Raw genomic sequence first — 12,942 nt, 5'->3', positions numbered from 1 at the left:
CAGTATCCACCTTCACTATATAGCACCTTTTTTGAAAGCGCAAACATTTATTTTTCTGTATATCCTTTTTATTAAAGTTTATAGAAAATCATTCTTCTACTTTCCTTATTTCCACTCGTTTAATTTGATGCATATCCTTTTCAAGGACTTTAAAATAAAAACCGTGTTTCTCAATAATATCTCCTTCAGCAACGATTTGTTTTTGTACCATAATCCAGCCACCAATTGTATCTACATCATCAGCAATTAAATGTATGCCAAGCAAATCATTTACTTCACTAATAAGCACTTTTCCCTCTACGATTTTATAACCTTCACTTACATGCTCTATAGGTGGATTCTCATCTTCATCGTATTCATCTCGAATTTCTCCAACAATTTCTTCTAAAATATCTTCTAGTGTAACAATCCCTGCTGTACCACCATATTCATCATACAATACAGCTAATGGAATGTGTTTTCTTTGCATTTGTAATAGTAAATCATGAATCGGAATATTTTCTAGCACTTCAATAACTGGCCTTGTATATGGCATAATCGAGCACTCCTCGTCCCGATTACCATCCATATACCGAATAAATAAATCTTTTACATTAACCATCCCAATAATTTCATCTTTATCTTCACCAAATACAGGATATCTCGTGTACTTTTCTTGCGCGATTACTTTAATATGTGTTTCAAATGGTTCGTCCTCATATAAGCCTACAACTTCCGTACGAGGTACCATAATTTCTTTTGCTACTCTATTATCAAATTCAAAAATATTATTTACATATTTAAATTCCCTTTGGTTAATCTCTCCGCTCTCATAGCTCTCAGATAAGATTAACCTTAATTCTTCTTCTGAATGAGCTACTTCATGTTCAGAAGCTGGATGTAATCCGAATAAACCAGTTACAACCCTCGCTGAACCATTCAAAGCCCAAATAAACGGATACATAACTCGGTAAAAATAAATAAGTGGTTTCGATAACAATAAGCTAACTTGTTCTGCTTTTTGTATAGCAAATGTCTTTGGAGCAAGTTCCCCAATGACAACATGTAAAAATGTAATTACTGCAAAGGCAATAATAAATGAAACTGTACTAGAAATTGCAGGTGAGAATTGCAATTTTAAAAACAACGGTTCGAGTAAATGTTTAATAGTTGGTTCCCCTAACCACCCGAGCCCTAAAGCAGTAATTGTAATACCTAGCTGACAGGCCGATAAATATTCATCTAAATTTGTAGTTACCTTTTTTGCTGCCAGTGCACCTCGTCTTTTTTCACTAACGAGTTGATCAATACGACTGCTACGTACCTTAATAATTGCAAATTCAACAGCCACAAAAAATGCTGTTAACCCAATAAGAAGGACTACCATCAATAATTTTAAAATATCCACATATGCTCTTTAGCTTTCTTAGCTAAAGTTACACCTCCTTTTTAAAAAGAAGTTTCACTTTAGTTTCTTCAATTATTGGACAGCAACTCTATATAAAATCCACCAATTTTCAAACCTCATACAATTCTAAAGGTAAAGCATCAGGGTCTTGGAAAAAGACGAATTTCTTCCCCGTTATTTCATCAATACGGATCGGTTCGGTCTCAACACCACATTGATTTAAATGCTTCATAGCTTCTTCTATATTTGTAACAGCAAATGCTAAATGTCTAAGACCGGCTGCTTCTGGAAAACTTTTGCGCTCAGGTGGATTTGAAAATGAAAATAATTCGATTTGATACTCTTCTCCTACACATAAATCTAATTTATAAGAATCTCGTTCCTTTCTATATACTTCATTCATTTCTTTAAACCCTAATATTCTAGTATAAAAATCCTTTGACGTCTCATAATTCGAACAAATAATTGCAACGTGATGCACTCTACATATATTCATACTCTCTCTATTCCTTTCTTTACCAAAGATGCATATTCTCCCTTGAAATGAAAAACATATATAGCAGAATATCTCTTTTAGGGGGCTTACCATGAAATTCATTACTTTTTTCGTCGGACTAATTGTTGTTTTCTTGCTCGCTTATATCGCTAGCAATAATAAGAAGCATATTAAATTTAAACCAATTTTTATCATGCTCATTATACAGTTAATTTTAACCTATTTACTATTAAATACAGAAATCGGCCTCATACTTATTAGAATCATTTCCAGTTTGTTTACCAAACTACTCGAGTATGCTGCTGATGGAATAAATTTCGTATTTGGTGGACTTGCAAATAAAGGTGAAATGCCATTTTTCCTTAATGTATTATTACCAATCGTCTTTATTTCTGTTTTAATTGGTATATTACAACATTTCAAAATACTACCATTTTTCATTCATTGGATCGGGTACTTTCTTAGTAAAATAAATGGTCTTGGGAAATTAGAATCTTACAACGCTATTGCTTCTGCCATTGTCGGCCAATCCGAAGTTTTCATTACAGTGAAAAAGCAATTAGCTCAAATTCCAAAACACCGTCTTTATACACTTTGTGCCTCTGCTATGTCAACCGTATCTATGTCTATCGTAGGTGCCTATATGACAATGATTGAACCTAAATATGTAGTAACTGCACTCGTTCTCAATTTATTTAGCGGTTTTATTATCGTACTCATCATTAACCCTTACGACGTTAAAGATGACGAAGATATTTTAGAAATCAAAGGTGAAAAACAAAGCTTTTTTGAAATGCTTGGAGAATACATTCTTGATGGTTTTCGTGTAGCCATTGTTGTCGGCGCTATGCTCATCGGGTTCGTCGCATTAATTAGTTGTATTAATGACCTGTTCCTCATTATATTCGGTATTACGTTCCAACAATTAATCGGCTATGTATTTGCACCTATCGCATTCCTTATCGGTGTACCAAGTTCTGAAATTGTCGCAGCTGGCAGTATTATGGCAACAAAGCTTGTAACGAATGAATTTGTCGCAATGATGGACCTTAGTAAAATTTCTAATAGCCTTTCTCCCCGTACAGTTGGTATTATTTCTATTTTCCTTGTGTCTTTTGCCAATTTTTCTTCCATTGGTATTATTTCAGGTGCGGTAAAAGGACTAAACGAAGAACAAGGAAACGTTGTTGCGAGGTTTGGCCTTAAATTACTATATGGAGCTACTCTCGTTAGTATTTTATCTGCAATTATCGTAAGCATTATGTTGTAATTAGGTAAAATTTTATCATTTTCTTATCCCTATCTTTTGTATACAATAACGAATAGATGTCTTATACAGTGAAACTTTACTCAGAGGGGGCTATCCCCCCTCTGAGTATTAGCCTTCACCAATCGGGCTTTTACGGGCAGTTAACTCCCACCTAACTTCCTTGCATTCGCTGGACTTTGAGGTGGGAGTTTTACTGCCCGTTAATGCGGGATAAATAATCAAGACATCTATTTTTTATACATGTACAATCGCTTTTATTTAGCGTAAAATATTTTTTATGTGTTTGAGTACACTTCTAAATGTATACACTTTGATAGTTTTAAAGGAGAAAAAATGATGAAATCCGACACGAACAACAATACGCGAGCCAAAAAAGGACGCTCAAAGAAAAAACGCCTACTTTGGTTCCTTCTTATTCCATTACTAATTGTAGCACTTGGAGCAGGAGGCTACTCCTTCCATATATACAGTAAAGCAAAGTCCGTCTTAAATAATGCTTATGCTGAACTAGGTCGAGGAGATAAGTCCAGTAAACGTGAAAAAGCTGTTAAACCTATGACCGATAATATTTCTGTACTAATTATGGGTGTTGATGAAAGTGATATTAGGGAAAAAGGTTATGGAAAAGCAACTCGAACAGATGCGTTATTACTTGCAACAATTAATAAAAACGATAAATCCGTTAAACTTGTAAGCATTCCACGTGACTCACGCGTCTACATTAAATCACGTGATAAATACGATAAAATCACACATGCGCACGTATTCGGTGGTGTAGACAGCACAATTGATACGGTAGAGAACTTTTTAGATGTTCCAGTTGACTACTATGTAAAATTCAATTTTAAATCATTTATTAAAATTGTTGATTCTCTTGGTGGTATTACTGTAGACGTTCCAGTTGAGTTCACAGAGCAAAATAGTAAAGATGAAGCAGATGCAATTCATCTAAAAAAAGGACGTCAACATTTAAATGGAGAAGAGGCACTGGCACTAGCTAGAACTCGTCACATCGATAGTGATTATATGCGTGGCCAACGACAACAGCTTGTATTAGAGGCCATTGCTGAAAAGGCACTATCTCTTAATTCCATTAATAAAATCGGTGGCCTACTAGACGCTGTCGATAAAGATTTAAAAACCAATTTAACTTTTGATGATATGATGACAATTACAAAAAATTCAATGGATTCAAATTTAAAGATGGAAAAAATGCAAGTAGAAGGTACAGATAAATATATAGGTGGTATTTATTATTACGTTCCAAATGAAAAAAGCGTCGATACTATTTCAACTACCCTTCAAAAACATCTCGGTGTTACGAATAAAAATGAACATAAAAAATTATAATAAAAAGGCTGCTAGATCTTTCTAGACAGCCTTTTTATTATATTTTTCAACATATTTTTCATACACATTGTGACAAGAAGTGACAATTATTACAGCCGTGTAACATTTTTTATGAAAACGTTACACACGCAGTGAAAATAATAGTATACTAGTACGTACATAATGTTATTTTCATCATTTTTATACAAAAAATGTAATACATATATTTATACATAAATTTCTGGGGGGAAATAAATGAAGCTAAGTAAAATACTGATTGGTTCTGCAATTGCCGGGGGCATATTACTTTGTGTAGGCGGTGTTGGGGGATATCAATATGTATCCAAATTAAATAATCAATTAGATACTACTGCATTACCAAATACTACATTTGAAGGTATTTCTCTCGATGGAAAAAATAAGAAAGACATTCAAGCAATTATTAATCAAAAGGTAACTGAATTAGATCAAAAATCCCTTACCTACATATTCCAAAACGATAAACAAACTTACACATGGAAAGATTTAGGGGTAAATTATAAAGAGAAAGATATTATTGACAAAATATTCAAAGAACAAGAAGGAAACGTAATGAATCGTTACAAAATGCGTAAGCAAGCTGAAAACGGTGAATTAAAACGGGACTATAAATTAACACCACAATTAAATACAACAGCTTATGAAACCTTTATAAAAGATAAATATAATGAAACATTAAAAAATCCTGTTAATGCAGAATTAAGTATTGAAGGCTCAACAGTAAATGTTAGTCAAAGCCAAAACGGAGAAAAAATTGATAAAGGAAAACTAAACAGTTTAACAAACGAAGCTATTACTACTGGTAAATCAGATGTTACATTACCAGTTACATTCATAAAACCAGAACGTTCTACAGAAGACATACAGAAAATGGGTATTAAAGAAGTCATTGCTGAATATTCTACTCCAATGGCTGGCCGTAACGGAAATCAATCATTTAACGTAAATAAGTCAGCTAATACTTTAAGTGGGGTTATTGTCGCACCTGATGAAACATTTAGTTTTAACGGCCGCGTTGGCGTAACTGATGCTGCACATGGTTATAAATCTGCAGCAGTATATTCACAAGGTAAAGTAATACAAAGTGCAGGCGGAGGAGTTTGCCAAGTCAGTAGTACATTATACAGCGCAGCTTTAAGGGCAGATTTAGGCATTGTTTCTCGAAGCAATCATTCAATGCCGGTAAATTATTTACCACTTGGGCAAGATGCAGCAGTAGCAGATTATGGTCCAGATTTAAAATTTAAAAATAATACAGGCAATCATATTTATATTCAAGCATTTTCAAATGGAGGTAGTATTACTACACGCATTTTCGGTACAAATACTGGTAAAAATGTTGAAGTTTCTTCTCAAGTAATTAGTAGAACTAGTGATAAAATCACAGCAGTTACGTATAAAAAAGTAACACAAAACGGGGAAGTAATATCAAATGGACAAATTTCAAAAAGCGTATATAAAAGCGCTCCAAAAGAATAGATAATATTAACCGAATAACATAAAGAAAAAGGCGTGATTAAATCACGCCTTTTTCTTTTGCAGTAATAGTAAAAAAGTTTCAAGATGGTCTTTCGTTTCTTCTAAAGACCACATACGATTTCCTTGCTTCGCAGCTAATACACACGCCACTTCCCACGCGTTCTTTTTCTTCATATTTATTAATTCATCACGTAATTTCAAAACGATTTCTTCGTCTTCTTGTTCAATAAACTCTTCCATCACGCTTACTATTTCATCCTCATGAATACTTAACGTACAGTACGATTTAAGAAAGTATTGTAATGTCGTATACATAATGTACTCCCCCTTCTTATTTATCAGATGGATAAGAAGTAATAATCTTAAACCCTAATTCCCCTGACTTATCTCTTGCTAAAACAGTAACAGTTTTTACTAACTTGTCTTTTACACTCATATTTTTCTTTATTACCGTTTTTCCAACCGGGAATGAATGAGTTGTATTTAATACGAGACGAGCCTCTTTAGAATTTTTTAACCAATCTTGAATTTCCTTGTCGTGTTGCTTCAAGCTATCTTTTACAGCTTTCGTCGCTGTTTCTTTATCATAGTATGTACTTGCAGCTGACACTTTATCTGTCTTCAAGCGATTCTTCAAATCCTCTTCTGACTTGCCTACATGTCTTTCAATCGTATGACCATTTTTAGGTGGTCCTTCCATTTCATCTAAAATATTATCACTGATTTTTTCTACCGATGTAGCTTGATTCCCTGTCTGTTTCTCTGGCTTTTGTTCTTTTCCTGCACATCCGCTTAAGATCAGCATTAATGCCAATAAACTACTGAAGAAAAGACTGCTTATTCGTTTCATCATATCACCTCTTCCATGATTATTATCTCAACTTCACTAAAAGTCAATTTCACACGAAAAAACATACACATTTTTTAAATTCCTCACCTATTTTGCCATATTATCAACCGATTTTCATAGAATCGCTATTTTCTCCCCTTCTATAAATATACCCCTATATTTTTATGATTATTTCCCGATTTAATCCATCCCTAAAACCACCGTATAAACCCCATATCTAAAGGGTTTATACGGTGGTTTATTAAAAATAAAAATATACCCCTGACTTAATATACCCAATACCCTTATATAGTATATTAACGGTGTTTTATCAACGTTTTCTACATTATGTAAATTTATCCTTGCCTATATAATCGAAATATGGTGTAATGCAAAAAAAGATAAAGGATTTTAAACAATGGCTGAAACGATTCAAAATTTCTTAACAGAATACTATTCAATCGCAATTCCACTTAGTATCTTAATTAACATCATCATTAGTCTTTTAGGTTTTATCCCTAGTATTTTTTTAACCGCCATTAATATACAGCTCTTTGGCGTAACAAATGGTACTGTTATTTCGATCGTAGGCGAAGCATTAGGGGCTATTATCTCGTTTTATATTTACCGCATGGGCCTTCAAAAGTTCACTCACGATAAAGTAAATAAGTATCCAAAGGTAGAGCGTCTTCTTTATGTAGAAGGTAGAGAGGCCTTTCTACTCGTTCTATCGTTTCGATTGATACCTTTCATCCCATCAAGTATCGTGACTTTATTTGCGGCTCTAGGTAAGATGTCATTACTCTCCTTCAGTATTGCCAGCACAATAGGGAAAATACCGGCCTTATTGATTGAAGTATATTCTGCATATCACGTTATAAATGGAACAAATGAAGCAAAGTGGATTGTAACAATCGCAGGCGCTATTGGATTGTTTTATTTGTGGAAAAAATGGAGAAAAAAATAAAGAAGGAGCATAGGCTCCTTCTTTATTTTTGAGGTATTTTATTAATAACTATCTCTTAAAGTCTTAGTTTACACCAACAGCACTATATGATTGCTTAACTGCTGCTATTTCTGCAGAGCTAGCACCATATAAATCCGCTGCAGCTTGTACTAATCCAGCACGCGCTTGACTAAAAGTAGTAGATTGAGTGAAATATTGCGTATTTGCACGGTAATAGATCGCTCCTACTTTATCTTTACCAATGCCATTCACAGTAACACCGTAATGCGTACCACCATTCGCTAATAAATAAGCTGCTTTGTTAATAATACCGCTGTTTGTATGAACGCCACCATTGTCACTAGTACCAGTATAACGCTTAGAGTAGTGGTCTGGATCACCATATTTCGTTGGATCACTCATAGAGCGAAGCGCATCTCCAGCTTTACCAGGCGTATAAATATCTTCACCAATTTCCCAATCTGGGTTACGGTTATCATAATACTCTACTAATGTACCAAAAACATCTGAAATAGCTTCATTTAATGCCCCTGATTCATTTTGATAAATTAAATCTGAGCTATACTCTGTAACAGCATGCGTTAATTCGTGGCCAATTACATCAATTCCACCAGATAATGAAGTGAACGTTACACCATCACCATCTCCGTATACCATTTGTGAGCCGTTCCAGAATGCATTATTATACTTACTTCCGTAATGAACTGTTGATTTTAATGGTGCTCCTGCATCATTAATAGAGTTTCTATTAAATGTAGCTTTATAATAGTCATATGTTTTACCTGCATAGTAATGAGCATCTACTGCCGCTGCATCATACGCTGCATTGAAAACATTATCTGCATCTACCCATAAAGTTCCTGGTAATGTAGTACGATTTTTCGCATCATATGTGAAAATCGTTGCTCCGCGCGTATTATCTTGTAAGTAGTAAGATGAACCAGATAACGTTGTATTAAGTGATTTCGTATCTCCTAATACACCTTTACCAGTTCCTACTTTATTTGTTCCTGTTACAGGTTTTACTACTGCTTTTGCATCCTGTTTAGGAGCCTCTTGCTTAACTGGTGATTTATCTTCATTTGCTACATGATCCAATTTATTATATTTATTTAATACTTTACCGCTGTCTGCTTCAATGAAATAGTAGTAGTTTCCTGGACTTGGATCTAAGAAGTTTAAGTTTACAACGTATGCATATGTTGTTTCTTCGCCATTTTGATATACATATAAGTCCGCTTTTGGTTCTACCTCATATTTTGGCGTTACCCCTAAATCTTGCTGCGCGATTTCAATTGCTTTTGCGCCTTCAATCTTATTTTTATTTTTCAACTTTTCCTTTTTGTCTAAATCAGGTGCAACTGTTCCAGACAATACTTTTAAAGAACCGTCTTTACTTACGTGAGCCACTTGAGTAGAACCCCATACAGGCACTCCTTCGTAAACTTGTTGCATACGTACTACTGTTGAATCAGTTACAGCATCTTTCTTCACTTGTTTCACTTTGAAAGAATCTTGCGCACTCTTTTCCCCTAACTTGTAATCACCTTTTGCTGCGTTTAAGTAATCAAACACAACAGATTCTGCTTTCTTACCAGTCGCTCCAGTTAGATCACCAGAAATAAACTCAGGTGACTGTACTGTCTCATTGTACTTCTTCGTAGAGAGTACATTTTTAGAATCCGCAAATGCAGAGCCTGTCCCTCCAAACGTAGTAACTGCCATTCCTGTCGCTAACACTAACGCTAAACTTTTCTTTTTCATGAACCTTCCCCCTAATAAAATTTTTTTTGAAAAAGAGTAGTTTTATATTAGCATTATGTTTTCACTATTAATATACTAAAAATTCAATTAATTTATTTCTCAAGTTTTGTAGAATTTTGAGGAACAAATATTGAAAAACCCCTTTCCTGTTGGAAAGGGGTTTCTGTTAAGAATTTATTAATTCTACTACTTTTTCTCCTTGACCATAAATATCCGATGTCCAAGCATATTGCGGTTCCAATACCACTAATACAGCTACCAAAGCCAAAGCACCAATAATTATTTTTTTCATATTATTTTCCTCCCTTTTCTTCTAATAAATTAATTGCTAATTTATAGTAGTTATTACTTTCCTTAAATTCTAGTAATTCCTCGTGATATCCTGCTAGTTCTAAATACACCATTTTTAATTCCTTTTTATTTTCTTCGCCTCTAAAAAATGGGATTGCCTCAACTTCTAAAAATCTTTTATAAACATCTTTCGTTTCAAAGTATTTATTCTTAAGCATTGAAAGTATATATAGCATACTTTTATACTTTTCATCCCTCTTGGCAACATCTATCCCTTTATTAATCCAATCTTTCGCTTCTTCAAATTCTTTTAATTCAATACACTGCAAAGCGATCTCATACACTGCATCAATATAATTTAAATCCTCTTCCTTTTTGTACTTTAGGCATTGTAAATAATAATCTTTTGCTTTTGCATAATCTTTTAAGTTATAGTACAAGAAGCCTAAATTATTTAAAGCAATAGCTGTTATACTTTCTTTATCAGCAAAAGAATTTGCTTCCCTCAAAATATTATTATAAATAGATAGTGCTTCATTATATTGTTTTTTTTGTATATAACTCAATGCAATAAGTAACTGGCAATTTATCACATAACGGAATTTATATTCATTCTTAAATCCTTCCATTGCTACATTAGCAAAATGTAAAGTCATATGTTCAACTTCTAATTCATTATAAACAAGAGCCAAATTAAAATATATTCCATTCTCATGATAACCTTGTTCCTTTGCCATTACTTCTGTTCGAGTCAAATACTCCAATGCCTTCTTATATCTATGTTGTAAAAAATAATATAACCCTTTGCTATACGTATATAATAATTTTTGGAATGGTGAATACTTTTTGTACATCTTCTTTAAGCTCTCTAACTCTTTTTCGACAGCAGGAAAATCCCTTTTCATAATTAAATAACGTGTATACAGCAGTTTATAATAATTTATAATTTCAAAATCCAACACATGCTTCATTTCACCTTGCAACTCTTCATATATACGTTCTACTTGTTGCTTGTCCAAATGAACTAGTGCATTCAACCATTCGTCCAGCTTCCCCTTCACATCTTCTTCTACATCTCTCAAATCCGTCACAGCAATTTCTAGTCTTGTGCAGAGCAATTGTAGAATTTCTTCTGATGCTTCAATCTTTCCATTTTCAATCTTACTTAAGTATGAGACAGAACAAATGCCCTGACATAATTCTTCTTGTGTCATTTTTTGCTGTAGCCGTTTATAAAAGACTTGTTTGCCTATTTTTTCTAATGTTTGTTGCATTGTCCTCCTCCATTCTCATTACCCCCATTACTCTAATAATACATAAAATCTGGAGAAATATAAATTGATAAATATAAATTTTCTAAAAAATATGCATAATTTCATTTTTTTCTCTCTTGACTTCACATCAATATCTCTTCTTTGCTACGAATGGTGAAAAATTGGTATACTATAACCAAATTATGGAGGTGTTCTCGCGATGACTCATTATAAAGACGATAGTTATGCCTTACATACAGACCTATATCAAATCAACATGGCTTATACATATTGGAAAGATGGTATTCATAATCGCCGTTCTGTTTTTGATTTATATTTTCGAAAGCTTCCATTTGAGAACGGCTACGCTGTTTTTGCTGGCCTTGAGAAAATTGTAGAGTACATAGAAAATTTCAGTTTCACTGAAAGCGATATCGCTTATTTAGCAGAATTACAATTTGAAGAAGAATTCCTTCATTATTTACAAAATATGAAATTCACTGGGACGATTCGCAGTATGCAAGAAGGGGAAGTTGTATTTAATAACGAGCCTTTATTACGTGTTGATGCACCACTTGGTGAAGCACAAATTATTGAGACTGCCCTCTTAAATATTGTGAATTACCAAACATTAATTGCAACAAAAGCAGCTCGTATGAAACATGCTGCAAGTAATGATGAGCTTTTAGAGTTCGGCACAAGACGTGCCCATGAGTTCGATGCTGCCCTTTGGGGGACGCGTGCTGCCTTTATTGGTGGTTTCTCCTCTACAAGCAACGTTCGTGCTGGGAAACGCTTTGGGATCCCTGTAGCCGGCACACACGCTCACTCTTTCGTTCAAGCATATCGCGATGAATACGTCGCGTTTAAAAAATACGCTGAAACTCATAAAAAGTGCGTCTTTCTCGTTGATACTTATGACACATTGAAATCTGGTGTTCCAAATGCAATTCGTGTTGCAAAAGAATTTGGGGATCGTATTGATTTCTATGGCATACGTCTTGATAGTGGTGATATGGCTTATTTATCGAAAAAGGCACGAAAACTACTAGATGAAGCAGGGTTTACAAATACAAAAATTATCGCTTCTAGCGATTTAGATGAATACACAATTATGCACCTTAAATCTCAAGGAGCAAAAATTGACGTATGGGGCGTTGGGACGAAATTAATTACGTCCTTTGAGCAACCTGCATTAGGAGCTGTTTACAAACTAGTTGCGATTGAGGATACTGACGGAAAATTAAATGATACGATTAAAATTTCATCTAATCCTGAAAAAATTACCACTCCAGGACTGAAACGAATTTATCGTATTATCAATCGAGTTAACGATCATGCAGAAGGCGATTATATTGCATTAGATTCTGAAGAACCTGGAAAAGAAGAGCGCTTAAAAATGTTCCATCCAGTTCACACATATATAAGTAAATTCGTAACAAACTTTGAAGCCCGTGAACTGCATAAAGACATTTTCGTTAACGGTGAAAGAACATATGAACTGCCAAGTATATTAGATATTCAACAATATAACGAGCAGAGTCTCTCTCTATTTTGGGAAGAATATATGCGAACTTTAAATCCTGAAGAATACCCTGTCGATTTAAGCCAAGAGTGCTGGGATCATAAAATGAATTACATTCAAACAGTTCGAGAACAAGTTGAAAAAAACATACAAAAGTAAACAGAGAAGTTTCCCCTTCTCTGTTTTTTCAATACTATATGGATATTTGTAAAAAATATATTAAAATAATAAGACGAATGTATTTTATTTTTAAATTTTAATATCACGCTATTTAAAATTAAAATAATATTTGGTATTATTTTATTGAGTCAAT

General features: G+C 33.8%; 12 protein-coding genes. 5 read left to right on the top strand and 7 right to left on the bottom strand.

The genetic code is table 11. The features are described from left to right. Positions 1-88: 88 nt before the first annotated feature. Together ACTFRH_RS23515 and gloA2 are read right to left on the bottom strand one after the other, a co-directional pair. Positions 89-1,387: a hemolysin family protein gene (locus ACTFRH_RS23515; RefSeq protein WP_000353331.1), complete on the bottom strand. Its 1,299-nt coding sequence runs from the start codon at positions 1,385-1,387 to the stop codon at positions 89-91. A gap of 109 nt (positions 1,388-1,496) precedes the next feature. Continuing rightward, positions 1,497-1,883: an SMU1112c/YaeR family gloxylase I-like metalloprotein gene (gloA2, locus tag ACTFRH_RS23510; protein WP_001017680.1), complete on the bottom strand. Its 387-nt coding sequence runs from the start codon at positions 1,881-1,883 to the stop codon at positions 1,497-1,499. Between the two features lie 91 nt (positions 1,884-1,974). Here gloA2 and ACTFRH_RS23505 point away from each other — a divergent pair, with 91 nt between their 5' ends. The 3 genes from ACTFRH_RS23505 to ACTFRH_RS23495 all read left to right on the top strand — a co-directional run bounded on the left by ACTFRH_RS23505 (position 1,975) and on the right by ACTFRH_RS23495 (position 6,000). Beyond that, on the top strand, positions 1,975-3,153 hold the full coding sequence (locus ACTFRH_RS23505) for a NupC/NupG family nucleoside CNT transporter (protein WP_000668863.1): 1,179 nt from the start codon (positions 1,975-1,977) through the stop codon (positions 3,151-3,153). Between the two features lie 333 nt (positions 3,154-3,486). Continuing rightward, on the top strand, positions 3,487-4,503 hold the full coding sequence (locus ACTFRH_RS23500) for an LCP family protein (protein ID WP_002163841.1): 1,017 nt from the start codon (positions 3,487-3,489) through the stop codon (positions 4,501-4,503). Between the two features lie 234 nt (positions 4,504-4,737). Then, positions 4,738-6,000 (top strand): VanW family protein, encoded by a 1,263-nt coding sequence (locus ACTFRH_RS23495; protein WP_000777358.1) that lies wholly within the window; start codon positions 4,738-4,740, stop codon positions 5,998-6,000. 42 nt (positions 6,001-6,042) lie between these two features. Here ACTFRH_RS23495 and ACTFRH_RS23490 read toward each other — a convergent pair whose 3' ends face one another. Together ACTFRH_RS23490 and ACTFRH_RS23485 are read right to left on the bottom strand one after the other, a co-directional pair. Then, complete coding sequence (locus tag ACTFRH_RS23490; protein WP_000288805.1) at positions 6,043-6,315, bottom strand: hypothetical protein; 273 nt, start codon at positions 6,313-6,315, stop codon at positions 6,043-6,045. 16 nt (positions 6,316-6,331) lie between these two features. After that, positions 6,332-6,850, bottom strand: coding sequence for an RNase A-like domain-containing lipoprotein (locus tag ACTFRH_RS23485; protein ID WP_000822689.1), 519 nt, complete (start codon positions 6,848-6,850; stop codon positions 6,332-6,334). A gap of 397 nt (positions 6,851-7,247) precedes the next feature. Here ACTFRH_RS23485 and ACTFRH_RS23480 point away from each other — a divergent pair, with 397 nt between their 5' ends. After that, positions 7,248-7,796 carry a TVP38/TMEM64 family protein gene (locus ACTFRH_RS23480; RefSeq protein WP_000852223.1) on the top strand — a complete coding sequence of 183 codons (549 nt, stop codon included), beginning with the start codon at positions 7,248-7,250 and terminating at the stop codon, positions 7,794-7,796. A 63-nt stretch (positions 7,797-7,859) separates the two neighbouring features. On the opposite strand, the gene ACTFRH_RS23475 is transcribed toward ACTFRH_RS23480, so the two are convergent. From ACTFRH_RS23475 to ACTFRH_RS23465, 3 genes are all read right to left on the bottom strand, one after another. Continuing rightward, positions 7,860-9,560, bottom strand: coding sequence for a M4 family metallopeptidase (locus ACTFRH_RS23475; RefSeq protein ID WP_000730378.1), 1,701 nt, complete (start codon positions 9,558-9,560; stop codon positions 7,860-7,862). Between the two features lie 166 nt (positions 9,561-9,726). Then, positions 9,727-9,852: an NprX family peptide pheromone gene (locus ACTFRH_RS23470; RefSeq protein ID WP_000720172.1), complete on the bottom strand. Its 126-nt coding sequence runs from the start codon at positions 9,850-9,852 to the stop codon at positions 9,727-9,729. 1 nt (position 9,853) lies between these two features. After that, on the bottom strand, positions 9,854-11,125 hold the full coding sequence (locus ACTFRH_RS23465) for a helix-turn-helix domain-containing protein (protein ID WP_001187959.1): 1,272 nt from the start codon (positions 11,123-11,125) through the stop codon (positions 9,854-9,856). A gap of 199 nt (positions 11,126-11,324) precedes the next feature. On the opposite strand from ACTFRH_RS23465, the gene ACTFRH_RS23460 reads away from it, so the two are divergent. Beyond that, on the top strand, positions 11,325-12,788 hold the full coding sequence (locus ACTFRH_RS23460; RefSeq protein WP_000150187.1) for a nicotinate phosphoribosyltransferase: 1,464 nt from the start codon (positions 11,325-11,327) through the stop codon (positions 12,786-12,788). Positions 12,789-12,942 lie beyond the last annotated feature (154 nt).

Source organism: Bacillus cereus group sp. MYBK216-1, assembly GCF_051916495.1.
Classification (GTDB): domain Bacteria; phylum Bacillota; class Bacilli; order Bacillales; family Bacillaceae_G; genus Bacillus_A; species Bacillus_A thuringiensis_K.
The sequence above is the reverse complement of the archived record's forward strand: the minus strand, read 5'-3'. Positions and strand labels throughout refer to the sequence as shown.

Coding starts and splice junctions, on each gene's coding strand:
- ACTFRH_RS23505 (WP_000668863.1), top strand. CDS start 1,975: ATGAAATTCATTACTTTTTTCGTCGGACTAATTGTTGTTTTCTTGCTC.
- ACTFRH_RS23490 (WP_000288805.1), bottom strand. CDS start 6,315: ATGTATACGACATTACAATACTTTCTTAAATCGTACTGTACGTTAAGT.
- ACTFRH_RS23500 (WP_002163841.1), top strand. CDS start 3,487: ATGATGAAATCCGACACGAACAACAATACGCGAGCCAAAAAAGGACGC.
- ACTFRH_RS23485 (WP_000822689.1), bottom strand. CDS start 6,850: ATGAAACGAATAAGCAGTCTTTTCTTCAGTAGTTTATTGGCATTAATG.
- gloA2 (WP_001017680.1), bottom strand. CDS start 1,883: ATGAATATATGTAGAGTGCATCACGTTGCAATTATTTGTTCGAATTAT.
- ACTFRH_RS23460 (WP_000150187.1), top strand. CDS start 11,325: ATGACTCATTATAAAGACGATAGTTATGCCTTACATACAGACCTATAT.
- ACTFRH_RS23465 (WP_001187959.1), bottom strand. CDS start 11,125: ATGCAACAAACATTAGAAAAAATAGGCAAACAAGTCTTTTATAAACGG.
- ACTFRH_RS23475 (WP_000730378.1), bottom strand. CDS start 9,560: ATGAAAAAGAAAAGTTTAGCGTTAGTGTTAGCGACAGGAATGGCAGTT.
- ACTFRH_RS23470 (WP_000720172.1), bottom strand. CDS start 9,852: ATGAAAAAAATAATTATTGGTGCTTTGGCTTTGGTAGCTGTATTAGTG.
- ACTFRH_RS23495 (WP_000777358.1), top strand. CDS start 4,738: ATGAAGCTAAGTAAAATACTGATTGGTTCTGCAATTGCCGGGGGCATA.
- ACTFRH_RS23480 (WP_000852223.1), top strand. CDS start 7,248: ATGGCTGAAACGATTCAAAATTTCTTAACAGAATACTATTCAATCGCA.